The following is a 23,842-nucleotide window of genomic DNA, read 5'->3' as shown; positions in this document are numbered from 1 at the left end:
ACCAGTCGTAGACAGAAGCGCCAGAATAGCATTTGGAAATTCAAGCTGATAGCGAACACTTACTCTAACACTTCCGCAATGGCTTCTCGACCATTTCGTGTACAGAGTGCACGAATCACTTGACCATCCACATTCTTGGCAATCGGACGAACTGAACCATCGGCGTACGACATGTTGACCGTTTCGTGAAAGCTGCCGAAGCTGTAGAAAACCAGTATCGTATGCGGTTCTACCAGGCCCTGTCCCTGCAAGTCGAGATAGTTAGGGAAATTATCAAGATCCATCAGGTAGAAGCGATCAAATGGGGGGTCTCCAGATTCGTCACGTATCCTGGCCACTTGATGAGAATCCGACCAATACATCCCGTACTGTGTCTCGCCGAACAGAATCGTTTGGCTGAGACCGTCCACGACATCCCGGTCATCAAGGCTGCTGTTGGAATAAAACATCCCGTTGAAAGTTGGAGCGTTGCTATCAGGCCAGTACCCGGCATTCCCACGATAACTGTTGTATCCTGGTGTTCCGGAGGGTCTTCCGGGAAGCGGTGCTGTCGGACAGATCAACGTTGAAATCGGCGTTTGAATCAGCGTGCGATTATGAAACGGAGCATGCTTTTCAGGACGATCAAAATCAATCGCACTGTTCCCCTGTTCAATATAGGAGAGCATCAGTGCAGGCCACGACCACCATTGTCGCATCAGCAAGGTACCACAGACTGTCTTCCCAACAATGTCGGGAGAATCGAGAATAAGCGGTTCTGGAATGCTCACCAGGTAACGACGTGTCTCAACAGGGCCTTCCACCCAACCCGACGGAAATGACCTGTGTGCATCCAGATAATTCAGTGCTGCCAATGAGATTTGACGAAGATTGTTCGCGCAGGATGTCCGCCGGGACGCTTCGCGAGATCGCTGAACCGCTGGAAGCAACATGGCAACCAATAGCCCGATGATCGCAATAACAACCAATAGTTCGACGAGAGTGAACCCAGATAGACGCCGTGAAGAAACCTGAGACCTGACCATGAGAATTGGCTCCGTATGTGATAATGATTGACCATACACATAAACGAAGACAATTGCCACTTTAAACCGGCATTTAGAAGAAACACGAAAATTTCTAAAACAAATCCAACACTAAGTCTTTGCGCTCTGCCTCGCAGAAGTATGCAATTCATTACAAAAAACAGACTTCGCGAAGACAGAAAACACAAAAACGTTTTTGAGCCGATCTAAAGCCTAACTCTTTCCTCTAAAACACTTTAAGCATAAAGGAAAGTGACCGGTCCACAACTTTCCGTACTGGTTCTACTCAAGCTCTTTAATTCGAATGTTACGCCAGCGGACATCATACGGGCCTGTCCCTTCTTTGATGCTATGGACCTGCAGGCCGATGAAACCTTTGGGATGAGTTTCAAAGATCGCCTCATCAGTGAGATCCGCGATCGGCTGACCATTGATGAAGGTTTGAATTCGCGGTCCATTCGCGATGACTCGAAATTTATTCCACTCGCCACTTTTCATGGTATCGTGTGGCTTCAGTTCTTCCTTCGGCGTTAACCAACCGCGACCGGTCGCTTCACCGTAGATGTATCCCGCCTCAGCGACGCCAGCTTCGATTTCCACCTGCGGTCCGTAAACTCGACCAACCTCGATTCCCTTTCTTTGCTCAGCCGGGACTTCCTTTGTCTTCGACCGAATCTGAACGCCAGAGTTCAGAGCGTCGTGAACTTTGACCTCGAACTCCAATTCAAAGTTGCCGTACTTTTTCAGCGAGCACAAGAATGAATTCGCTCTGCCGTTAGATGTGCGTCCCACAATCGCACCATCTTCCACAGCGTAACTGGCCGTGCCGTTCTTCTGTGTCCAACCTTCAAGAGACTCCCCATTAAACAGCGAGACCCAGCCATCCTCCGCAGCGGCAAAACTGGATGAAACACAAAATAAAGTCAAAGAGAGAAGAACTGTTCGCATAGTCATGCTGTCCCGAAAAAGTCTGGATGAGATTGTCACGCCCCATAACTTAGTCGATCCAATCAAACCTAAAAAGGGATGGTGTCATGATCATTTATTTAGAACCAACCCGAAACCCTCTGAAAAAGTCACTCTTCTCCATGATTTTCATATGATCCCCAATCACTTAAGCAGAGATTCGCCTCCGTCTTGACTCTAGACATTCTCGGACAGTCACTTTCATTCCAAGTCGAAAGATGTTCGAATTTCTTTGTCAGTATCAACGTCGCTTTCTCTGGAGTGATTGATGGATCATTTTTTTCGTAGGCTCAACTCTTGGATTCAAAAATCACAAGGGCAGACGATCGCAATCATTTTCCTATTGAGTTGTACTCAGCTACTGGCTGAAGATTTCCCCGCCCCTTCCCTGGAAACTCTCGACCATAAAGGGGTCAATGGATCACTGGTCATTTGCGGAGGCGGGAAACTTCCAGATCAGATTTTTGAAACGTTTCGACAGCTTGCCGGTGGGGAGAAAGCTCGGCTGGTCGTTATTCCAACAGCTTCCGCCCGAGCAGAATCTGAGTCGGAGGAATCACTCATTTCTCCATGGAAAGAACGTGGCTTTTCTCGCGTTGACGTCCTCCATACACGAGATCGCGAAGTCGCAAACTCGACGGAGTTTGTTGCACCACTCAAGCAGGCAACCGCTGTTTGGATCGTCGGTGGTCAGCAGTCGAGATTGGGGGAAGTCTATTCCGGGACCAAAGTTGAAGAAGAGTTGCAAGCGGTCTTAAAAAGAGATGGCGTCATCGGTGGGACATCTGCCGGCGCAGCGATTCAATCTCGATTGATGATTGCTTCGGGGAACCCTGTCGCCAATTTGCAGCGAGGCCTGGACCTACTTCCGGGAGCGGTCATCGATCAGCATTTCAAAGCGAGAAAGCGATTACCGCGCCTGACCGGAACTCTCAAACAGCATCCCGGATATTTTGGAATCGGAGTCGATGAAGGGACGGCACTCGTTGTTCAGGGTCGTGCAATGAAGGCCATTGGAGCATCCACGGTGACCATTTGTCTCGCTGCATCAAAGCTCCGTGAGGCAAGACAGTATGAGCTTTCTGCAGGAGAGATCGCAGACCTGACGGCGTTGCGTCGAGCCGCCATTGCCAGAGCCTCTCATCAATTCCCACTGGCTAAGCTTCGCGCACCGATTGTCGAGAATGGTTCGCTGATGATCATTGGTGGTGGAAAGATGACTCCAGAATTGTGGAAAGAGTTCGTCGAACTGGCAGGGGGAACCGATGCCAAAATCGTGATCGTCCCTGCAGCTTCTGGGTCCGGTTCTCCTGAACGACGAAGCGAGTTCAAGATCCTTCGCGATCTGGGCGTGCAGCATGTCGTTGCTCTTCATACTTCTGATCGCGACGAAGCCAACACGGAGGAATTTCTTAAACCACTCAAGGAGGCCACAGGAGTCTGGTTCACAGGTGGCCGACAATGGAAGATCGTCGATGCATACGCGGGGACCGAAACCGAGAAAGCATTTCACGAAGTCTTAAAACGTGGAGGTGTGATCGCTGGGAGTTCTGCCGGAGCAACGATTCAAGGCGAATACCTTGTGCGTGGAAATCCACTCGGAAACCGGGACATGATGGCTGAAGGCTACGAACGTGGGTTCGGTTATCTTCCAGGATCTGCGATTGATCAACACTTCACACAACGGGATCGCCATCCAGACTTGGAAGGTGTCAAGAAAACATTTCCTCAGCTCTTGTGCATCGGAATTGATGAATCAACCGCGATTGTCGTTCAGAAATCAACGGCGCGAGTGCTGGGAGAGAATGATGTCTACTTTTTTGATGCAGCCAACGATGCCGAGGACCAAACCACAAAGACAAAGGTCTCACCTGGTGAAGTTTATCATTTACAAGATCGAAAGACCGTAGAAGATCCTTCGACAACCAAAGAGTGATGCAGCGAATTTCAAGCGTGCGACTCACTTGATTGCACTGCTGAGCATTTGACTCAGTTCTTCGAGCTGAGTTTGATAACGATCACTTGCAACAACGTTGTGCATTTCATGAGGATCGCGACGATGATCGTAGAGTTCTTTCGCAATCACATCGCCCGTTTCCCAATTTCTCCATTCCGTGTACCGCAGGTTTTCCGTCCGCATGGAATACCCCATCACTTCTGGCTTTCCTTTGTAATAAGCAGGGCGCGGGTGTTGTGTGATGGCATAGTTTTTGACCGTCTCTGTCTGATCCTGAAGGATTGAGGTTAAACTTTTGCCGTCGGACTCCGGTGCGGCGAGACCACACAAGCCAGCGAGCGTCGGAGAGAGGTCGACCAATTCGACGAGAGCATCAGATACCTGCCCCTTCTTGAATCCGGGAGCAGAAATGATCAGCGGGACTCGTGCATCAAGCTCGAAGCAGGATGTCTTGCACCACAGCGAATGTTGACCGAGATGAAACCCATGATCGGACCAGAACACCACCACTGTCGTTTTGTCGAGCCCTGTCTCTTTGAGCGTCTCTAAGAGTTTCCCAACTTGAGCATCCATGTAGCTGATGCTGGCGTAATATCCATGCCAGAGTTCTCTTCGCTCCGCTTCGCTGAGATTTTGTGGATCTGGCCCATAACTTTTCAGCTCTCGTGAATCGTGCAGAGAAATCTCCGGGACCGAAGCAGGAGGAGCGAATTCATCAGGAAGGTGGAGCTCGTCCCGCTCATACAAATCCCAGTATTTCTTCGGAGCAAGAAACGGCAAGTGCGGTCGCCAAAATCCGACAGCGAGAAAGAATGGCTGATCGCCGATTTCTCGGAGTTGATCGCAAGCCAAATCGGCGATTTTCCCATCACGATAAGTCTCATCCGGAAGATCAGCTCGTTCGAAGGCTCCTCGCTTGGTTCCCGGTTTCAAACCTGGTTTCGTGAGGGCGTACGTGTCGGAATGTCGGCCAGCGTTAAGCATTGAAGGGACTGACCACGAGGGCTCATCATCCAGATTTCCCATGTTGTGAAACATTTTTCCAATGCAGCGAGTGTAGTACCCATGGCGTTTAAAATGCTGAGGTAGCGTCACTGCATCCGGGACGGCATCACGAAAATCAGTCCGTAAATCCCAAACGCGAATCTTGTCCGGACGCAAGCCCGTCAACAACGAAGCTCGAGACGGATTGCAGACTGCCTGCTGACAGTATGCCTTCTTGAAAAGAGTCCCCTGCTTTGCCAGCCGATCCAAATTCGGAGTTCGAACGTCCTCATTTCCGTAGCACCCCAAGCTGCAATTGAGATCATCAGCAGCCACAAACAAAACGTTCAGCTTCTCACCGGCATCAACAAAAGAGCTCCCCCCGCCGGAAAGCAGCATGAGAGCAAGAAGCAACGGACGAGCAATAAAAGGAGACATGTTTGGCCTGAATAAATTTGTTCAAGATCCACCGAAAAAACGATACCACAGGCTTAAGCCCTATCGATAGTCGGCGATCCACAAAATTTCTAGCAGAGCATGTCTAAGATTGGCCTCAGCGTTCCGCCTCGCATGAAGCAGTCCCGAACCCGTAAATGCGAATTTCACAGAGAGTGAATCCGAAGAAAGACGTTTTCACATTTTCACTCGCCAGTTTAAACAAGGCAATGAAGAACAAGCCGGCAGGCGGACTACCCTGACTCTCAACTTTTTGTTGACACTTTCAGGAGCTCGACGCTTTTATCGGGAAAGTCTGAGAAGATTGCATCGATGCCTGCAAGCACAGTCGCTTCGTGCATCTGCTCGAAAGTATCAAAATTTTTCGCGACAGAATCAATGCGATAGGTCCATGGATGCACGACCAGCCCATGCTGATGAGCATTGACTGTGAGCTCTGTGGGGATGGGTGGCCCGCCCATCGGGTCTTTGCGAAACACTGAGTCGACAACCGGCCCAATACCCTCTGCGTAGGTGGCGATCTCTTTCAATTGGCGGTTTCGTTCATCTTTCAATTTCGACTGACTCATCCAGTCTTTGTTCGAGAGGAGCTGAACCGTTTTGAGTTTACAGTTGAACTCTGCTTTCAGCCGTTTCGTTTCCGCTTCCTCGAAACACTGGACAAAACAGGGATCACTTTTTTTCGTGTAACCAAACTTTGCCAAAGTATCGAGGACAACTTTCGCGAGATCTTTTCCCTCGGAATGATGAAACTTCGGATGCTTCAGTTCCGGATAGATCCCGACGTTCTTACCCGTGCTTTTGTTCAAACCTTGAATCAGCTCGAGTTCTTCAGCGAGCGACGGAATCTTGAAGTTCCCACTGCGAACGGGGAACCGCTTCGGATAGTAAGCTTCACCCGTTTTCGCGTTGAACCGCTCGGAAGCCTGAAGTTGTTGGATTTCATTGAATGTAAAATCGATCGCGTAGTAGCGACCATCTTCACGATTTCGGCCTGGAAATTTCGTAGCAACATCTGAAATCGTATCGAGGTGAATATCGTGCATCACCACCGCGACATCATCCTGAGTGAGCACCACATCTTGCTCCAGATAGTCTGCCCCCATCGCATACGCCATCGCTTTTGCTTCGAGAGTATGTTCGGGAAGATATCCTGAAGCGCCACGATGCGCGATCACTTGAACCTGACGAACTCCTTGCACGGTCACTCTCCGGTGGTCAATTTGAATACGGTTTATTGAATACGGTTTACTGAAAACGGCCCATTTGGAAACAGGAGTCCGAAGTCAGTCGCTGACAGGTCTCTCTTGAACCGTGCTGAAGAAACAACAACTCGTTGAGAATTATTGCTGGGGTTGAATGACTCCACCAACCTCAGCTTGTGAGCGGAAGTTTCTGGCGCGATTAATCAGGTCCGACTCTTCATCAACAGGCATACCTCGTTGCACCAGATTGTACGTGAAGTCGTGACGGTCGGTCACTTTCCGTGGCATGAAGTGGTTCGTGAAGAAATCGATAGGGAAACGTTGCCCAGGAGGAGCTGGCACCGGTTGCAGGAGCGTCATTGTTTCGTAACCGGGCGCGGAAAGTGAAATTTCACGCGTTCCGTAGTATGTGAAATCCATAGATACGGGGGTGAGTCCGATCCGTTCGCCATCGACTTCGACAAGTGCTCCCGGTGGATTCGAGCGAATCGTCATTCGCCGACTCACGCATCCCACGGAATTCATACATAGAAATCCGCACAATAAGCCCAAAATCCAGAGTCGGTTTGGACACGGAAATATCGAGGAGACAAATTGTCTGCAGGAATTCAACATGGATCAGCCAAGAATCCGGACGGACTCCAGGAACAGGAAGGGACGAAATCTGAGCTGCGGAGTCTAAACCGGCCCTGCCGATTTCACCAATAGCGATTTCCAGAGTTCGCAAAACGTTACCGACAAACAGTTTACGCCCAAAGGAAGAAATCCTCGGGAGCCCAATAAAGAAGCTGGGCTAGAAGAAGCAAGCCAACGGCAATTCCATCGGCCGGAGAAAGTCGGTCGCTGCGACGGGTTCTTCGCAAATATTCCAGCGTCGCCCCGGTAGGACAGCCGAAGCGGCAATAGGCCATCGGGACGAAGAGCGAGACGATGATACCGCCCACAGCAATTGAAATCGCTGACCAACCGGCAATTCGAAACAGGTAGGCGTCGAAGGCTTCAATATCGACTAAACTGAAAGTCAGCCCGAGCATGGAAACGATAATCACCCATGCCAGCAAGCCGACGGGCACAAGTGACAGGAACCGCTTGAGATTCTTTCTGGGATGAAATTGATAGCGGACACGCTTGCGAACCAGTTGCTGCACTGCCCCATGTGCACATAAATGCGAACAGTAAATGTTTCGCTTCGTCATGACAGGAAAAACAAATGCGATCCCGGCAAGCACCGCAAATCGAAAAGCACTTCGCCAGGGAACACCATTTTGCGCCCAGCCGACGAACATTGCCTGTGAGAGAAGATCACCATTTAGAAAACCAACGTAGCCGATCAAAATCATCTGATACAAAATGCGCAGCCATGCAATACCGCGTAGATGTGTCATTGCGATGATGATACCAGCGATAATCACCGTAAGTGTTCCGAGATCGGCACGTGAAGGCTTCCAGGCTTTCGGACTTTTGGGTTGAGCCCTCGTTTCCGGTAAAGGATTAAGATTCTTCTGAGCAGATTGAATCACACCTCTTGCAGCTGCCATGCTTGTGAACGTTGCACCGGAAACGCCTTCGATGCCTTGCTCCGCCAGATCGTATAGAGAGACTTCTTCGAGCGTGAGTCCCTGGAACAGCTCGGGCCATGCCCAATCTTCATCGAGGTAGCTGACATACGGTTGGTTATCGTAGCTATTGCGAGTGTATGTTCGCTTGACCTTCCCATCAGTGTCGATTGCGATGAGAGTCTCAGTTGGCCCCTGATATCCGACAACATTGTCAGCAGATGGCGAGGTACTCAGAACAGTCCCCAGCAACTGCTTCTGTTCATCGAAAACATCCCACGCATTATCGAAACGACGAGCTTGCTGGATCGAACTCGCTTCATCAAACAAGACCTGTACATCGCTGAGCGTCACTGGATCAGGAAACTTCAGCGAAGGTACTTCACCACCGAGCCTATTGATGATCGATTCGCCAATAGCGAGGCTCGTCAAAGTCGCTCCCGAAACAGCATCGACCTTTTGCTTATGTGACAGTTCTTCCCAGGAAGCTCCGAGAAACTGATTCCAATAGTTGGAGCTGTCGAGAACTTCTTTTAAGTGCTCTCGCGTGTCACGGCTCCAGACAACTTCAAGCTGCTGAACTTCCAGATCTGGATCCAACAGAATCGCCACGTTCGTTGGTCCGGAGAAGCCAATGATGTGATCGGACTCAGGAGAGGTTGTGAGCAAATAGCCGATTTCGCTTCCGGCATATCGAATCGGAACCAAACCGGTTTCTGAATCTTTCGCCCCGACCTCGATTCCGTTGGGCAGCTCATCAAACGTTTCCAACAACAGCTGCTTTGTGAATTCCTCAGTGGGAGCGTCTCGCCGAGACCTTGCTTCAAGATGGATCGTCAAAACGATTCCTGCAAACAACAGCACGCGCAGCGAATGAATTGCCCAAATTCGCCAAGGGCTCACTTTCTGAACTGTCAGCTTGAGATCCTTCAACAGCAACGCCCCATGTTGACTCTTTGCCGGGAGCAGCTCCAAAATCGACTTGGAGTTCCTGCCTTTCAGCGAGCAGTCTAAGCATTTGTGAAGCGATTTTCACAGGGACGAAAAGCATTGAAAAGGCATTCCCGTATATTCAACACGAAGAATGCCTTCAGGTTCGTGCTCGACAGACTTTTCTCTCTTGAGAAGCCTTCTCTACTGGCACAAGTTAACCGGCACAAGAAACTCGGAGTCTCCTATGTTTTGTAAACCGACCACCACAAATGCCAGTCTCGTTCGTTGAAGCCGAGGTTCTTGTCGGTGATCTTTTCGAGAGCGGTCAACACAGCATGATTTTTAATATCGACCCTGAGGGTGACCGTTTTCATGTTTTTCGGAACGTTGTGAAACGGAATGACTTGTGCCCCATGGGGGAGCTGTCCCAGTCTCGCCAAAGCTTGTAATTCATTCGCGGTGGTTCCTGAAACTTGTCCGGGATTCATCATCCCTACTCGACCACCCGCTGTGCTTCCAAATGAGATCGGCTGAGAATCTGGAACCTGAATTTTATATTTGTGAGTCGTCACTAACGAACTGATCAACGCCGGGACAGCTTCTTCACTCCCCATTTCACCCAACGCAGCTGCGGCTCGTTGCACGACGTCGTTTGAATCATTTCTCAGTGCTGAAATGAGTTGAGGAATTGCTGTTGGTTCCTGATCGGAATCAATGCTCGCCAGTGCCTGCCTCCAGACCGCCTCACTATTGTCAAACAAATAGCGATCCAGCAACGCCTTGACCGGTCGTTGTCCAGGCATGTTTCCGAGAACCCGGATGTAAAGAATGCGAACCGACAAGTTCTCATGTGTTGCCATCAGTTTTGCCAAGGCGGGGATTGCATCCACATCCTGTAACGATTCGAAAGCTTTGCTTCCTTCGTTTCTTCGGTAAGCATCATTTCCAGTAATCCACCCCAGCCAGACACGAACTTTCGGATACCAGACCAGTTCAGCTTCTCGCTGTTGAGTGTTCTTCTCGATCAGCGCCAGTTCTTGCGTCGTGATCCACTTGTTTTTGTGTTTGACGTATCCCCGCTGAGCCATCATCTCTTCGCGAGGCATCCACTCTCCGTGATGCTGAACATGACCAAGCCCGCGCCGGGCTTCCTTATGATCGGAGTCCAATTCCAGCACGAGCTCCAATTGTTCCAGACGCTGTTCTTTCAAGCGGCGGGTGCGGCACCACTCAGCGAGAGCCCAGTGCCCCTCAACAGTTCGATCGACGGCACGAGATTGAGAGACGTACTCTTCGAGAACCTGGTTACGTCGTTGAACGTAGTCAATCTCGCTGCGTTCAACCTCGACCAAAGCTCCCGAGAGCGTTCGCATGAGAACAGGGGCATCTTCCGCTTTTGCGATTCCTTCAAGCTGACCTCGCAGCTCACCCCCATTTTTTAAGCGAATTACGTCCGCAACAACCCCATCCCCGTTCATCATGAAACATGAGAACAGAAAGAATGCCGGCAGTGAAGTACTCAATCGCATGGGTTACCTTCAAGTCAGTCCTCGATTCTACGAGAGCAGCGAAAGTGATCTCAAACATAAAATGCGAAAATCTCGCTATCTTTCCGTATCGTCAATTGCTTCAGACCGTTTCGGCGGGAACGCTGAACATCAACGAGTTCCCGAACTGGATTTGGAATTCGGTTTCGTTACGAAACCTGCGTGAAGAGTCCGGCCTGTAACGTTTATTTCGGTCGCTCTGATTCTAATTCGACGTATCAGCTGCAGCAGTATGAACTTCTGACGAATCCCTCCTGTCGAGTCGGCAAAAATTGCCCATCGAACTTAATGGAGAGACGTATAATCCAACAGAAACGTGAACTGGCAAATCTTGGACTTGGCATCAAACGAAGTTGATGTTAACGAGTCGGTTGCAACTTTGACGAACGACAACGAACGGAGCACCGCCACAGGAGATTTCACAGCGTTTTTCAAAAGGAGACGGCAGATGTCACGTGTTTTGACTGGAAAAGATCAGCTGCACAAGCTCTTCTCAGCGATGACCGAACAGACATTTCAGGTCGACTTCGGTGTCGCGGACCCTCCCTTAATTGATTATCTCTCGGACCTTCTAGTCCGCTTCACTCGTCTGGACGTCATCTTCAAGGTTCGGAACATCGTCGGACAGCGACTCGAAGAAGTCGCAGAGATGATCATGGAGGCCGAGCACTGCCACAATAACCCCAAAGCTGAAATTCATCGACACATCGGCGACTTCACTCTTTTCTGGACCGGTGTTTATCCGGAAGCACTCAAGCGACTCAAAGGCTTTGACCGCAAAGACGCCATGATCGACTACCAACGGCAGGGAAAGCGGTCCTATTTCCTCGCCAGCCAACTCACCGGCAAGACGACCGATCACTCATCGCTGCTCTTGCGCCTCAGCGATGAATTCGAACTCTGCTCCGCCGGCCTCAGAAAAGTCCGCGCCGAATGGGAACAGACTCCTGCAAAGTGACTGCTGCCCTCAATAGGCAAGACGGGACAATGGTCCCGTCTTGCTGAGAGTACTTTCTGAGCCCCACTGAAGCGATTGTGATTCACTTGACTCGTGATTCACTCAACTTGCGATCGCTGAAGCGAATCAATACTCGCGACGCTGGCGAGAGGAGGGAATGCTCATGGCTTTGCGGTACTTTGTCACCGTACGGCGGGCGAGTTGGTAGCCATGCTTGGCGAGTTCAGTGACGAGTGCATCGTCGCTAAGAGGACTCGACTTGTCTTCGTCGTCCACGATTTCTTTGAGCTTCAAACGGATGTTTTCCCAGGCGACATCTTCACCATCCGACGTTTTTGTACCACCACCGAAGAACCGTTTGAGAGGAAAAATTCCGCGAGGTGTCGCGACGTATTTATCGTCGACAGCTCGCGAGACCGTCGTCACGTGAACTCCGACAACGTCAGCAACATCCTGCATCTTCAGTGGTTTAATATGTTCCGGGCCGTACTCCAGGAATTCGATTTGCTGGTCGACAATCGTTTGGGCGACTTTACGGAGCGTGTTGTACCGTTGCTCGATCGCATCGATCAGCCATTTGGCGGACTCCACTTTCCTTTTAATGAACTCCTTTGTCGCTTCATCGGGATTTGCTTCCAGCATGCGAATGTACCGCCGATTGATTCGCAATTCGGGGATGTACTCATCGATGAGTTCGATGACGTATTTTCCATCATCATCTTTGACCACTCGCAAATCGGGAGTCACCGCTTGAACGTCTGGATTGTCGAACCCTTGCCCCGGGAAAGGATTGAGCGTCCGCATCTGCTCCATGGCAGATTTGATCGCATCCATGGAATAACCGGTTTTACGCTCAATCAATGGGAGTCGATTTTGAAGCATGTCATCGAAGTGGTCAGCGATGACAGTAATCATGATATCCCGCAATGGCGTTGTCGGAGTTATCTGAAGTAGCAGGCACTCCTTCAAGTCTCGTGCACCAACTCCAGACGGGTCCAGCTTCTGAATAATTCCAAGGGTCTGCTCAGCATCTTCGAGCGAAATTTGTGTCCCGTAAACCTGCACAAGCTCGGGCAGCGAACTCTGAAGCCGACCATTCGCATCCAGATTATGAATCAGATAATCACCAAAGTCCTTGAGGTGATTCGGAGTGTCGCAATGGAATTGCTCCAGAAGATGCTCTTGAAGAGTTTGTGGTCGGCTGATGGCATTCGCCATGACATCGTGCTGACGATCCATGTCGTCCTGAACACGGTTGCTCGACGGCTTTGAGCCGGACGTGTAGTTGTCGTCTGGCCATTCCTGAGAGATCTCAACAAGACGCTCAAAGTCTGAAGCGTTGTTGCTGTCGTCATCACCCAGTTCGCGTTTTTCAATCTCCTGTTTCGGTTCATCGAATTCTTCTGAACTCGAAGAGTCGACTCGCTCATCTTTTTTTGTCAGTTGCTCGAGAACAACATTCTCGGAGAGTTCCTGATCGATCCGTTCCTGAAGCGCTGCTAATGGAAGTTGCAATATTTCCATCGACTGAATCATGCGCGGAGCCAGCTTCATTTGCTGGCTCATTTTCATCTGTTGTGAAACGTTTAGATGCATGATGTTTATTATCGGGGACCGAATTTAGTCCGAAAACCTCAGTGGTAAAGACTCTTCTCAAAGTTTGAGGGAACCCCTCATTGAATCGTCTTGGGGAGAGGAACTCAAAACTGTTGCCGGCCGCGTAATGCGTCCGCCAGCATTTCTTTGTTTGCAAACTCTAGCACACTCCCGGTCGCAATCCCTCGAGCAAGTCTTGTTATTCCTACGGGGTACTCTTCCAACAGGTTCGTAATAAATAAAGCTGTTCCATCTCCTTCAAGCGTTGGATTTGTCGCCATGATTAACTCTTTGACTCCATCTTTTTTGACACGTTGAACCAGCTTCCCAATGGTCAGGTTCTCGGGACCAATGCCTTCGAGTGGCGCAATTCGCCCGCCCAGCACATGATAGGTTCCGTGGAAAGCGGCAGCCGCTTCTAAAGCACTCACATCTTTTGGCTGCTCAACGACACAAACGACCGTACGATCCCGGCGAGTGTCGCTGCAAATCGGACACAACTCCTGATCGGTAAGGTTATAGCAGAGAGTACAACGTCGAATCGTTTCCTTCACAGTACGAATTGCATCTGCCAATGCATAGGCTTCAGCTTCTTTGCAGCTGAGGATGTGGTTCGCCAGCCGCTCTGCCGACTTTCGACCAATACCAGGTAACGATGCAAACTGGTCAACCAGTCGACCAACTGCTGCCCCAAAAGGGTGCTGCTCTGCATCAATTTGACGTGACGCCATTCGTATTCTCTACCCTGTTCAACGATTCAAAACTCTGTACTGACAACAATCATAAGCTCAGCACAATTAATACACAGAAGATTCCGGTCAAACGCAGATGCTCCGGCTCTCACGAACTCATATTGGTGAGTCGTTCATTCCAAATTTTGAAATGGCATCTTCGAGCCCCGGAATTCCCAGGCCACCTGCGAGTTCGGACATTTCGCTCGCTGCCGCCTTTTTTGCTAAATCGAGTGCCTGATTAGTTGCGGCAAGAATCAGATCTTCAAGCATCTCTTTATCGTTGGAAACAAGCAGCGTTTCTTCGATGGTGATAGAAAGAATTCGATGATCGCCTGATGCATCAACCTTCACCATGCCACCGCCGGAACTTCCTTCGACACGAACCGCAGCAATGCGGTCTTTGATCTCGGCAGCCTTTGCCTTCAATTCTCCTGCGTTTGCCATAAGACTGGCGAGGTTTGAAAGCCCTTTGAACATAATAGATCACCCTTCGGGGTCTTCGTCTTCTGTTGATTTAATGTTTGAGTAAACCGGTCGAACTTCAACGACTTGTCCACCAAAAATAGCGACCGCTTCCTGTACAAAATCGTCTTTATCAACGCTCGATGGACTTCTACGTTCGACAACAGGTGCAACTGGAGTAGAAGGCTTCGGAAGTTTCACCTGAGTCGTTTCATCGAGTCCGAATCGACACTCAATCGTTTTGCCAGCCAACTGTGTCGCAAGTTCTTCAAGTTGCTTCAGCGGAACAGGTCGCTCGCAGTAACTTTTACTGAAAAGATAGCTCTTAGGGAACACGATTTCCAGTAGATTTGGTCCAGAAATTGCTTGCCGAACGGTATTCTTCAGATGCACACTTAACGTATCTGGAGTCATAGACTTAAGTTGCGTCCAAAACTCCCCCAAAGTCGACTCTGTGAATTCAATCGTTTGAACCGGTGAAGCTGCGGGAATTTCTGCCGAAATTGCGGGAGAATGCGTCTTGCTAGGCGTCACTTCGTTTTTTTTTACTTGCGACACCGGTCGATTCGGAGTCGAAGCTGGTAGCGAAGCAGAAGCCTGTACCGGAGCGGAACGAGGAGCTGCAACCGCAACCGCTTGCCCACTTGCGACCGCCTGAGCCAGATTCGAAATTTGGCTCAAATCTTCAAGAAGCGAAATCCGCACGACTGCCAATTCGACCAGCGCACGACCGTAATTGACTCGCTGCATCTTTGATTTCGTCTCGGCAAGGATTTGCATCGCTGACGAAATCGTCTGAATGCCCCATTGCTCCGCCTGACGTTTCAGGCTCTCCCGACTCGAGTCAGAAACTGCCGAGAGCGGAACCGTTTCTGCTCCCGCAGCTGTGATCAACAGGTCCCGAAAGTACGCCAGCAACTGATCACTAAAACTTCCCAGCTGCACTCCTCTGAGAAGTGCTTCATCAATGGATTTTAATGCGGCAGATGGATTTCGGGCGATCATCAATTCAACGACTTCAATCAGCCGGTCATCCGAAGCGGTTCCCAACAGCTGATGAACGTCTCCGCTTGTAATCCGATCTCCACCGAATGCAAGGAGTTGATCAAACAGCGATTGACTATCACGCATCGACCCCGCAGCCCGCCGAGCCACTAACTCAATCGCCTCGTCGTCAACTTCTCGCTTCTCGGCGACCGCAATCTGTTTCAGTCGTTCAGCGATACTGCTCTGCGCTATTGTCCCGAAATCAAATCGTTGACATCGTGAGAGAATGGTATCGGGAACCTTGTTGGGTTCTGTGGTGCAAAAGACGAATTTGACATTTGCAGGTGGTTCTTCGAGCGTCTTCAGCAACGCATTGAAGGCCTCTTTGGTCAGCATGTGAACTTCATCGATGATGTACACCTTGTATGGTGACCGCATCGAACGAACATTCACATTCGCCCGTAACTGGCGAATATCGTCAATACCGCGGTTCGAGGCTCCATCGATCTCCAGGACATCGACATCCTTCCCTTCTCCGATGCTCGCACAGATTTCACAATCATTGCATGGGACGCCATCTTTGAGGTTCGGGCAGTTCAAAGCCTTAGCGAAAATTCTCGCAGTGGAAGTTTTCCCGACTCCCCTTGCCCCTGTGAAGAGGTACGCATGCGCAACCCGTCCACTACGAATTGCATTTCGAATTGCCTGACCAACGTGCCCCTGACCGACGACATCTTCAAATGACTGCGGTCGGAAACGACGTGCGAGAACGGTGTATTGAGTGGTCGATTCAGAAACCATAGGAGTCTCTCGTTTTCAGAATCTGCGTTTGGCAACGCACTCGAAGGTGCGTTGCCAAACCTGTATCGCGTCGATTTTTTCAATAAAAACTAATCGCGAATTTCAAAAATCACTTCGATTTCAACGGCAATCTGGCCGGGCAGCGATCCCATCCCGACGGCACTTCGAGCACCGACACCATCTTCCCCAAAGACTTCGCGAAACAGTTCGCTGCAACCGTTAATGACTGCGGGGTGGGTCTCAAAATCAGGAGTCGCGTTGACCATGCCCAGCATTTTGATTGTCCGCACAACTCGATCAAGACTCCCGAGATAGTTTTTCAAAGTTGCGAGGATGGCAACTCCTGTTACGCGGGCAGCATGATTGGCTTCCTCTTCTGTCATCGTGTCGCCAACTTTCCCCTTGATCAGAGTTTTGTCCGGCAGCAGAGGACCATGCCCGGAGACATACACGATGTTCCCCACTTGAACGACAGGCTTATAGATGCCACCCGGCTTAGGAATGGGTGGAAATTCAAGTTTGAGTTCTTCGATACGTGCTTCAGCAGACATGTTCTTCCTTTCAAATGTGATTGTCACTCTGGTAGTCGCTCTGATTGTCACCGACAAAAGCAGAAGTCGTCCTCCACGGTTCTCGGGTCAGCCTGCCTGGTTCACTCTCGGCAGAGAGATGATGGATGGCCAGACATTTTCCACCGTGGAGACTATAATCATCCGACTGAAATGTTAGCAGTCGTCGCTTTGGAATGCTTGTAACTACACAATTTCAGAAAAAGACTCAAACATCAATCTTTCAGAATGTGAATCTACCCAGAGACGAACTAACTTGATACGGGATGAATCGAAATAACATGACTGTATTCTTCAGGCGAGTGTTTTGAGTAATTCTGGACCCAATTTGTTAATCATCGGTGCAAGTACACGAAGTGCGGGATTTTCAGCTCTTCGCGCAGGTTTCAAACCGATCTGCCTTGATATGTTCGCCGACGCCGACTTACAGGCAAACGCCGTCGTTCGACAGGTGGAGAACTACCCATCCGGGCTCATCGATGCATTGCAAGCACTTCCACGGCTTCCCCTCTTGTACGTCGGCGGACTTGAGAATCACCCGGAGATCCTGAACGTCGCAGAAGAGTTCCATGACCTCATGGGAAACGGTGCAAAGCAGGTCGAAGCAGCCCGGTCTGCGGACTTGCTCGCTGAGGCGATGCGGATCTCACAAGTCGAAACACCTGAGTGGAAGAGTTCATCTGAGCCTCCTGAAACGGACGGAACCTGGCTTCTCCGTCCAATTTTCGGCTGCGGAGGGCGAGGCATCACGCGCTGGACTGAAGAAGCGAAGACCTCCCCCACCCTGAACGAACCACACATCTTCCAGAAACACATCAGCGGCACTGTCTATTCAGGGGTCTACATCGCCCAGGAAGTTGGCGACGTCCGCTTTGTTGGCCTCACACAACAACTGATTGGCAGCAAAGAAAGCAATGCAGCGGAATTCCAGTGGTCAGGGAATTTCGGGCCAGTCGCCCTCCCCATTGAGATCGAACACAAAATGCGGCGGGCTGGCAACGTTTTAAAATGGAAAGCAGGCTTGAAAGGTCTCTTTGGCATCGACTTCATTGTGACCGAAGAGAACCGCATCTTCGTCACTGAAGTCAACCCGCGATACCCCGCTTCGCTGGAATTGCTCGAGTTCGCCACTGGGCAGCCCCTGCTCCCAAGCCACATCGAGTGTTTTGCAGAATTAAACACCGAGAACACATGGACGCCTGACACCGATGGCCCGCTCTTTGGGAAAGCGATTCTCTATTCGCCGCGAAATTTCCAATTAACAATTGACCTGACGCCTGAAATCAAAGCTTTCAGCAAATTCCCGGACCTCGCAGATATCCCTCAAGCGGGGACTCAGTTCAAAACAGGCGAGCCAATTTGCACGATATTTGCCACAGGCCAGTCAGCTCAGGATTGCCGTGAAAAACTGACTCAGCAACTCCAGGAACTGCAGAGTCGAATCATTCCTGCGTCCAACGCCGAATAAGGGTTGAATTCGTCGCGATGCACTTGCAAATCTCTGTCGGAAAGAAGAGGTTATGCGAAGAAGGCCGCTCACCAAATTTCTCTGGTGAAAACTCCCATCTGATCGATCATTCAAACTAACGTAAAGCGTCTCGAAGGTAATTTCATGAGTGACAAACAACTCCGCGGTGGCATGGTTGGTATCGGGATGATCTTCGATGAAACCTATCGCCCATTTTTCGAATCGGCACACCACAACGGAATGTTTGATCGTCGATTCGGAGATGTCGATGTCCAACTCGCTGCGGTCGGTTCGCGAACCGGGAAACGGGCAGAAGCATACCGATCGGTTGCCCCCGATGGAATGAAAAACTTCTTCAGTGCAACAGGTGAAAACGCTGTTCAAGAAATGGTCGCTCAACAAGATCTGGACTTCGTCTGTGTCGCAACTCCAGATGACCGACACTTCGAAGTCGCGAGAGAAGTTCTCAAAGCGGGCAAACACCTGCTCGTCGAAAAGCCATCCGTCCTCGACCTCCATCAAGTTGACGAACTGACAAAGCTGGCTGAAGAAAACAATGTGCTGGCAAAAGTGGTCTACCATAAATTGCTCGATCCAGACCACAAAAAAATGCGGACTCTCGTCCACGACGGTGTCCTCCAACACGTGAACACCGGGTACTGCACTCTGCTGGAACCCAAGCTCATTTCCGGCAGCCAATTTTCAGAATGGATCACCGGTCGTAATCCCGGAACCTACGTCGCAGTCCATTACATCAAACTCATTGATTTCTCCTTTGGTGGAAAACTCAAAACGATCACCGCGACCGGACAACGCGGATTGGTCGGTGATAAAGATGGCACGACCTGGGATAGCGTGCAACAACGTCTGATCTACGAATACGACGATGGTCGCGAAGCAGCTTTTGACATTCATACATCTTGGGTCACTCCGGACAACTTCCCTGGCTACGTCGAACAGGAAGTTCAGTTCCGTTTCGACAACGGCGTCTGGAACGGTCATTCACGGAAACGTGGAGTCGAGTTGACAGTCGAAGGGAAAACGCCGATCGAAATGAAGCAGTCGATCAACAACCACTACAACGGAACTTTCGTCGAGCCTTGGGGAACACGTTCTCAGCGAGGTTACGGCATCGAAGTAATCGAATGCTTTGCACGCGAACTGGCCTACCTGAAATTTGGCGGGGATGCGAACGACGAAGCCAACCGACTTCAGGAACTCCGCAGCCTGGACTACAACGACCTCTCTGCAGACCGCCAAGTTGTAGCCGCGGTTCATGCACTGGAAGTGATTCTCGACAGGGCAGCCCATGGAGAACCCGACGGTGTTGTTCGCGTCAATGATGACAACGGCGGACTGGTTCTCTATCTCCCCGGAAAAGCAGAGCCAGAAGTCCTGTATGCTCCTGAAGTCTAAAGCACCTTTCGAATTGGTTTGCAGGTTCAGCCTCGTGGCGAACAGCATTTTACTAGAGCTGGTCCTGAAACTTGAAATTGCTCTCTCAAACGTTGAGGAAAGCGGCGATTCCAGAGGTTTTCGGACCGGTTCTAGAGAAATTCGTTCTTCACGGGCACACGGTAGGGCAAACTGCTCTAAAGCGAGTTTCATTCAGAACTTCAATAAGCCATTTACAAACCGGGGAGTCACCGGGGGGAATCGCTGCAAACCAGCCATGAACATGCTCTGACAACTGATGCGTAACAAAAAGCGTCACGCGTCTGGGCAATTCAGACACTGCATGAGAATCCGTCATTCTTCACGCGAGTCAGTCTTTTCACGAACGACAATAGCAAACGGCTTGAGTTCGATTTCCAGACCTTGCGACGAAGCCAGTTCTTCAAAGAGTCCCTTAAGAGTGGTCTCTTCGGCAACAAGTGTCGACTCTCGATCCAATATCGCCTCATCTAAAGCTGAGAGATCCATCGGCACCCCGGAGATTTCTTGCAACTCGTTAAGAATCACTCGCAGTGGTTTCGGTTGTTCGAGCCTGTATGAGCGAATTTTTTGAGACAGCGACTCTTCAATATCGAACGGCGGAGGGTCTTCAGCCAACATCGGTTCAATCGGAAGATCCACTTCCGGGTCTTTCTTCTCAGGCGGGACTGGAGCGACCGCAACCGCACTCTTCATCGTGAGTGGATCCCCCTCCATTTCCAATGACAATGTTAACCCGTCTGCCATCGCTGCCATTCGACGAGCAATGACGGGTGAAGTCTTCTGCGAAAGCGTCCGCACACTGCCGTCCGCCATTAGAACCTGCATCGAATCGGGCTGACCAGTCCCCATGCCATCAGGACCGTTGATGTACGGCTCCGCTGTAAAGGCTCGGAGCGTCGCAGACCCGGGCCTTGCCCAGGAACCGTAGTCCGCCTGTACCCCAACCAGCATAATTGTATTTGCTGTCCCATCGAGAACATCGGCGATCGTCGTCTCACGGTACGGACTGAAGATCCCCGCTCGAGGATGCCGCAAAGGGAGCTTCTCAGAATCAGCCCCCACGCCAGTCACACCCGCAAAGTGAGTCGTGGGATATCGATCCTCCCCAGCAAGCTGATTGATCTCGGGGTTTTGAAATTTCTCCAGTCGCCTGCGCACAAACGCATCATTAACGGGATCATCCCAAGCACGTCGCTGCGCCATTAAAGATCCTTCCCGCTCAGCGGTCCGCATCACTTCAGCCACCCAGCTGAACCGAGCAGGTTCGCCATCAACTTCAAGCATCTTCCCGTTCGGGTAAACGCCATTTTGCTGACGATACTCTTGAACAAGTCCATGAATCACTATTAGCCGCTGCGTAATCGAGAGTTCCTCTTCCGCGGGAGAAACATCTTCGTCCGTCGCTGGTGATGCCTGCCCATTTGTGTCTAGAGGATTCTCATCAAGCTCACTTCTCTCGGTCACTTCACCCGGTTGATCTGACTCAGAAAGAACCGGGGCCGACTTGGTACTCGTGGCGAAGTAAATCAAAACTGCAGCAACGAGAGTGCCTAAAATTCCGAACAGAAGTCGGAAGCTCGCAGGGGACTGAACAGATGTCGGAAGCGGAAGTGCCTCAGTTTCCAGAGAAACATTCAGCAATTGCCCCCCCTCTATGTGAAGGTGAATCTTCGCTGCACAGTTCGGACAAGGAATCGTTCGATCCCGAGGACCAAGATCCTTCATTCGCAACGGAGAAGAGCATTGAGGGCAATGAAAAGAGATCACAAACGCTGCCTTCTTGAGCAAATCTAATATTGGTCTTTACGTTCTGCCTCGTGACGAACAGTCTATGAAACCATGAAAGTAACCTTCACGGGTACGATAAACGTTGTAAATGCTCTACACCGTCTGGGGAAGCTGGAGAGAATCTAAGATTCGCTCGCAAGCTTCGGACTTATTCAAGACATAGAAGTGAATGCCTCGGACGCCCGAATCGACCAATTCCTGACACTGCTGAATCGCAAATTCAACGCCGATTTCAAACTGAGCTTCCTGATCATCCTGAACCGCTTCCAGCTTCGCCGCAAGGTCATCTGGAATGACGGCACCGCACATACTGGTGATTCTTTTGATCCGAGCAAATTCCGTAATGGGCATGATCCCTGCGACGAGAGGGATGGAAACATTTCGTTTTTCAATCTCGTCACGAAAGCGAAAGAAATTCGCATTGGTGAAAAAGAGTTGCGTGAAAATCGCGTCCGCTCCAGCGTCAACTTTTCGGACGAGATTGACGAGATCTGTCTCGGCATCGGGCGCTTCGGGGTGTTTCTCAGGGTAGCCAGCCACACCAATTCCCATTTCCGGGTGATGCTCACGGATGAGAGTGACAAGCTCATTCGCATAGCGCAGCCCACCTTCCACAGCTTCGAAGGAGTCCGCCCCAGCAGGAGCATCTCCCCGCAACGCCATGATGTTTTGAATCCCTCGCGAGTTCGCCTTGGTCAACCAGTTTTTGAGTTGCTCTTGTGTTGAGCCGACGCAGGTGAAATGTGCTGTTGCGGGCAGGTTAAATTTCGACTGAATCATCTCGCACAATTCAATCGTACGATCCTGAGTCGTTCCCCCAGCTCCATAGGTGCACGAAATAAAATCGGGAGAGCGCGTTGCCAATCGAGAGAGATGGTCAATCAGTAATTGATCTCCCTTCTCCGTTTTTGGAGGGAAAATTTCAAATGAAAGGCCGAAAGACTTGGCAGCGTAGATCTCTTTGATCCGCATAGAATTCACTAAAGGGTCGAGGTTCAAAATGAAGGGGATGAATCGCCGGGGCTATGAAACGATGGAGTCAGCCGGTGCTTCGTCGAGATAGTCGTAGAACACGTTCCGCTGACGCGGGATGTATCCCGAATCAGAAATGCAACGGCGAATTGTTTCGAGTGAAAGTTGAAACACGGTTCCAGCCTGTGCAACGACATTCTCTTCTATCATCAAACTTCCCATGTCGTTCGCACCAAAGAAGAGTGCGAGTTGACCGACCTTTTCTCCCTGAGTAACCCAGCTTGATTGGATATTCGGAATGTTGTCCAGATACAAACGTGCTACTGCCTGGGTTTTCAAATACTCAAAGGCTCCAGCAGATGGAACATTTGACATATCAACTCCGCCGCTGCGCCCCTGCTCTGCATCGCGCCCAAACCAGGGTGCTTCATCCGGTGCTTGATGTGTCCAGCAAATGAATGCGGTAAAACCGTTCGTCTCATCCTGCAACTGGCGCAAACGCTCAAGATGTTCGATTCGCTCTTCCAAAGTTTCCACATGCCCGAACATCATGGTGCAGGTACTCTTCCCACCGAGCTGATGCCAGACACGGTTTACTTCCAACCAACCATCGCTGAGCACTTTCCCGCGAGTAATCTGCTTCCTGACTCTGTCCACCAAAATCTCGCCTCCGCCACCGGGAAGACTGCCAAGGCCTGCGTCCATCAACCGCTGCAGAACTGTCTCGAGTGGCAACTTGCTGATCTTATGAAAATGCCACAGCTCCGGAGGACTGAATCCATGAATGTTGACCTGCGGAAACTTCTCTTTCATTCCCCGCAAAAGATCCTCGTACCATTCGAGTGAAAGCTGAGGATGCAGCCCACCTTGCAGGAGAATTTGATCTCCACCAAGGTCAACTGTTTCCTGAATTTTGTCGTAGAGAACCTCTTCAGTGAGCACATAAGCCTCACTATGCCCAACTGGTCGATAGAACGCACAAAAATCACAGACTGCCGCACAGACGTTCGAATAGTTGATATTGCGGTCAATGTTGTACGTCCGAAACGGCTCTGGGTGGAGTCTCCTCGTGACAGCATCGGCAGCTTGTCCGATCGCCGCAAGGTCGTGAGACTTCAGCAAAGCCACTCCTTCTTCTGTCGTCAAGCGTTCGCCAGCGACGGCTTTGTCCAGAATCGTCGAAATGTCGTTTTCAATGGCGGTGATCATTGGTCGTAGATTTCCGTGTTCGATCAAATTCGCAATGAGACTCAAGCAGTGTGGCTCCGATGGCAAAGAACAACGCAAATTGCTGCCATCATTAGAACCGAAGTTACATCATCAATTTAACTCAAACCGATTAACAAACAAGGCGTCTACCCACTTAGGGAGACGCCTTGGTGAAATTTCTTAAGAACTCGAAAGAAGCTGATTCGTCTCTTCCTGGAAGTGCTGTGACAGC

At 50.4% G+C, this 23,842-nt stretch carries 19 protein-coding genes; 4 read left to right on the top strand and 15 right to left on the bottom strand.

Going from position 1 to position 23,842, the window contains the following annotated elements; genetic code table 11:
- Positions 1-59: 59 nt before the first annotated feature.
- Positions 60-1,025 (bottom strand): DUF1559 domain-containing protein, encoded by a 966-nt coding sequence (locus tag ACN0YR_RS02660; RefSeq protein WP_417847653.1) that lies wholly within the window; start codon positions 1,023-1,025, stop codon positions 60-62.
- A 282-nt stretch (positions 1,026-1,307) separates the two neighbouring features.
- Positions 1,308-1,973 carry a 3-keto-disaccharide hydrolase gene (locus ACN0YR_RS02655; RefSeq protein WP_417847652.1) on the bottom strand — a complete coding sequence of 222 codons (666 nt, stop codon included), beginning with the start codon at positions 1,971-1,973 and terminating at the stop codon, positions 1,308-1,310.
- Positions 1,974-2,259: 286 nt separating this feature from the next.
- Between ACN0YR_RS02655 and ACN0YR_RS02650 the strand changes: the two genes are divergently transcribed.
- Positions 2,260-3,927 (top strand): cyanophycinase, encoded by a 1,668-nt coding sequence (locus ACN0YR_RS02650; RefSeq protein ID WP_417847651.1) that lies wholly within the window; start codon positions 2,260-2,262, stop codon positions 3,925-3,927.
- A gap of 24 nt (positions 3,928-3,951) precedes the next feature.
- On the opposite strand, the gene ACN0YR_RS02645 is transcribed toward ACN0YR_RS02650, so the two are convergent.
- From ACN0YR_RS02645 to ACN0YR_RS02625, 5 genes are all read right to left on the bottom strand, one after another.
- Positions 3,952-5,370: a sulfatase gene (locus ACN0YR_RS02645; RefSeq protein ID WP_417847650.1), complete on the bottom strand. Its 1,419-nt coding sequence runs from the start codon at positions 5,368-5,370 to the stop codon at positions 3,952-3,954.
- A 263-nt stretch (positions 5,371-5,633) separates the two neighbouring features.
- Positions 5,634-6,590 (bottom strand): glycerophosphodiester phosphodiesterase, encoded by a 957-nt coding sequence (glpQ, locus tag ACN0YR_RS02640; protein ID WP_417847649.1) that lies wholly within the window; start codon positions 6,588-6,590, stop codon positions 5,634-5,636.
- Between the two features lie 141 nt (positions 6,591-6,731).
- Positions 6,732-7,088 (bottom strand): PEGA domain-containing protein, encoded by a 357-nt coding sequence (locus tag ACN0YR_RS02635; protein WP_231739689.1) that lies wholly within the window; start codon positions 7,086-7,088, stop codon positions 6,732-6,734.
- Positions 7,089-7,339: 251 nt separating this feature from the next.
- Positions 7,340-9,124: an FMN-binding protein gene (locus ACN0YR_RS02630; RefSeq protein ID WP_417847648.1), complete on the bottom strand. Its 1,785-nt coding sequence runs from the start codon at positions 9,122-9,124 to the stop codon at positions 7,340-7,342.
- Positions 9,125-9,324: 200 nt separating this feature from the next.
- The gene (locus ACN0YR_RS02625) at positions 9,325-10,611 is read right to left on the bottom strand and encodes a HEAT repeat domain-containing protein (protein WP_417847647.1); all 1,287 of its coding nucleotides are present in this window, start codon (positions 10,609-10,611) and stop codon (positions 9,325-9,327) included.
- Between the two features lie 466 nt (positions 10,612-11,077).
- On the opposite strand from ACN0YR_RS02625, the gene ACN0YR_RS02620 reads away from it, so the two are divergent.
- The gene (locus ACN0YR_RS02620; RefSeq protein WP_417847646.1) at positions 11,078-11,587 is read left to right on the top strand and encodes a hypothetical protein; all 510 of its coding nucleotides are present in this window, start codon (positions 11,078-11,080) and stop codon (positions 11,585-11,587) included.
- A 126-nt stretch (positions 11,588-11,713) separates the two neighbouring features.
- Here the strand turns inward: ACN0YR_RS02620 and rpoN are convergent, their stop codons facing one another.
- The 5 genes from rpoN to ACN0YR_RS02595 all read right to left on the bottom strand — a co-directional run bounded on the left by rpoN (position 11,714) and on the right by ACN0YR_RS02595 (position 16,718).
- A complete protein-coding gene (gene rpoN, locus ACN0YR_RS02615; RefSeq protein WP_417848005.1) occupies positions 11,714-13,159 on the bottom strand; it encodes an RNA polymerase factor sigma-54 in 1,446 nt (481 codons plus the stop codon).
- 128 nt (positions 13,160-13,287) lie between these two features.
- Positions 13,288-13,914: a recombination mediator RecR gene (gene recR, locus ACN0YR_RS02610; RefSeq protein ID WP_417847645.1), complete on the bottom strand. Its 627-nt coding sequence runs from the start codon at positions 13,912-13,914 to the stop codon at positions 13,288-13,290.
- Between the two features lie 117 nt (positions 13,915-14,031).
- On the bottom strand, positions 14,032-14,394 hold the full coding sequence (locus ACN0YR_RS02605) for a YbaB/EbfC family nucleoid-associated protein (RefSeq protein ID WP_417847644.1): 363 nt from the start codon (positions 14,392-14,394) through the stop codon (positions 14,032-14,034).
- Positions 14,395-14,400: 6 nt separating this feature from the next.
- Positions 14,401-16,167 carry a DNA polymerase III subunit gamma/tau gene (gene dnaX, locus ACN0YR_RS02600; RefSeq protein WP_417847643.1) on the bottom strand — a complete coding sequence of 589 codons (1,767 nt, stop codon included), beginning with the start codon at positions 16,165-16,167 and terminating at the stop codon, positions 14,401-14,403.
- Between the two features lie 89 nt (positions 16,168-16,256).
- A complete protein-coding gene (locus tag ACN0YR_RS02595) occupies positions 16,257-16,718 on the bottom strand; it encodes a RidA family protein (RefSeq protein ID WP_145202827.1) in 462 nt (153 codons plus the stop codon).
- A gap of 325 nt (positions 16,719-17,043) precedes the next feature.
- Here ACN0YR_RS02595 and ACN0YR_RS02590 point away from each other — a divergent pair, with 325 nt between their 5' ends.
- The gene (locus ACN0YR_RS02590; RefSeq protein WP_417847642.1) at positions 17,044-18,204 is read left to right on the top strand and encodes an ATP-grasp domain-containing protein; all 1,161 of its coding nucleotides are present in this window, start codon (positions 17,044-17,046) and stop codon (positions 18,202-18,204) included.
- A gap of 144 nt (positions 18,205-18,348) precedes the next feature.
- Positions 18,349-19,620 (top strand): Gfo/Idh/MocA family protein, encoded by a 1,272-nt coding sequence (locus tag ACN0YR_RS02585; protein WP_417847641.1) that lies wholly within the window; start codon positions 18,349-18,351, stop codon positions 19,618-19,620.
- Positions 19,621-19,953: 333 nt separating this feature from the next.
- On the opposite strand, the gene ACN0YR_RS02580 is transcribed toward ACN0YR_RS02585, so the two are convergent.
- The 3 genes from ACN0YR_RS02580 to mqnC all read right to left on the bottom strand — a co-directional run bounded on the left by ACN0YR_RS02580 (position 19,954) and on the right by mqnC (position 23,610).
- Entirely contained in the window at positions 19,954-21,366 is a 1,413-nt protein-coding gene (locus ACN0YR_RS02580) for a hypothetical protein (protein ID WP_417847640.1), read from the bottom strand.
- 156 nt (positions 21,367-21,522) lie between these two features.
- Positions 21,523-22,401 (bottom strand): methylenetetrahydrofolate reductase [NAD(P)H], encoded by an 879-nt coding sequence (metF, locus tag ACN0YR_RS02575; RefSeq protein ID WP_417847639.1) that lies wholly within the window; start codon positions 22,399-22,401, stop codon positions 21,523-21,525.
- A 51-nt stretch (positions 22,402-22,452) separates the two neighbouring features.
- Positions 22,453-23,610 (bottom strand): cyclic dehypoxanthinyl futalosine synthase, encoded by a 1,158-nt coding sequence (mqnC, locus tag ACN0YR_RS02570; RefSeq protein WP_417847638.1) that lies wholly within the window; start codon positions 23,608-23,610, stop codon positions 22,453-22,455.
- Between the last annotated feature and the right edge of the window lie 232 nt (positions 23,611-23,842).

The organism is Thalassoglobus sp. (assembly GCF_048270125.1).
Lineage (GTDB): Bacteria > Planctomycetota > Planctomycetia > Planctomycetales > Planctomycetaceae > Thalassoglobus.
This window is presented reverse-complemented; position numbering and strand designations above follow the sequence as displayed.

What these genes read in the sequence shown, in the direction of transcription:
- ACN0YR_RS02660 (WP_417847653.1), bottom strand. Translation starts at nt 1,025, where the DNA reads ATGGTCAGGTCTCAGGTTTCTTCACGGCGTCTATCTGGGTTCACTCTC.
- ACN0YR_RS02655 (WP_417847652.1), bottom strand. Translation starts at nt 1,973, where the DNA reads ATGCGAACAGTTCTTCTCTCTTTGACTTTATTTTGTGTTTCATCCAGT.
- ACN0YR_RS02650 (WP_417847651.1), top strand. Translation starts at nt 2,260, where the DNA reads ATGGATCATTTTTTTCGTAGGCTCAACTCTTGGATTCAAAAATCACAA.
- ACN0YR_RS02645 (WP_417847650.1), bottom strand. Translation starts at nt 5,370, where the DNA reads ATGTCTCCTTTTATTGCTCGTCCGTTGCTTCTTGCTCTCATGCTGCTT.
- ACN0YR_RS02635 (WP_231739689.1), bottom strand. Translation starts at nt 7,088, where the DNA reads ATGACGATTCGCTCGAATCCACCGGGAGCACTTGTCGAAGTCGATGGC.
- ACN0YR_RS02625 (WP_417847647.1), bottom strand. Translation starts at nt 10,611, where the DNA reads ATGCGATTGAGTACTTCACTGCCGGCATTCTTTCTGTTCTCATGTTTC.
- ACN0YR_RS02620 (WP_417847646.1), top strand. Translation starts at nt 11,078, where the DNA reads ATGTCACGTGTTTTGACTGGAAAAGATCAGCTGCACAAGCTCTTCTCA.
- rpoN (WP_417848005.1), bottom strand. Translation starts at nt 13,159, where the DNA reads ATGAAAATGAGCCAGCAAATGAAGCTGGCTCCGCGCATGATTCAGTCG.
- recR (WP_417847645.1), bottom strand. Translation starts at nt 13,914, where the DNA reads ATGGCGTCACGTCAAATTGATGCAGAGCAGCACCCTTTTGGGGCAGCA.
- ACN0YR_RS02605 (WP_417847644.1), bottom strand. Translation starts at nt 14,394, where the DNA reads ATGTTCAAAGGGCTTTCAAACCTCGCCAGTCTTATGGCAAACGCAGGA.
- dnaX (WP_417847643.1), bottom strand. Translation starts at nt 16,167, where the DNA reads ATGGTTTCTGAATCGACCACTCAATACACCGTTCTCGCACGTCGTTTC.
- ACN0YR_RS02595 (WP_145202827.1), bottom strand. Translation starts at nt 16,718, where the DNA reads ATGTCTGCTGAAGCACGTATCGAAGAACTCAAACTTGAATTTCCACCC.
- ACN0YR_RS02585 (WP_417847641.1), top strand. Translation starts at nt 18,349, where the DNA reads ATGAGTGACAAACAACTCCGCGGTGGCATGGTTGGTATCGGGATGATC.
- ACN0YR_RS02580 (WP_417847640.1), bottom strand. Translation starts at nt 21,366, where the DNA reads ATGAAGGATCTTGGTCCTCGGGATCGAACGATTCCTTGTCCGAACTGT.
- metF (WP_417847639.1), bottom strand. Translation starts at nt 22,401, where the DNA reads ATGCGGATCAAAGAGATCTACGCTGCCAAGTCTTTCGGCCTTTCATTT.
- mqnC (WP_417847638.1), bottom strand. Translation starts at nt 23,610, where the DNA reads ATGATCACCGCCATTGAAAACGACATTTCGACGATTCTGGACAAAGCC.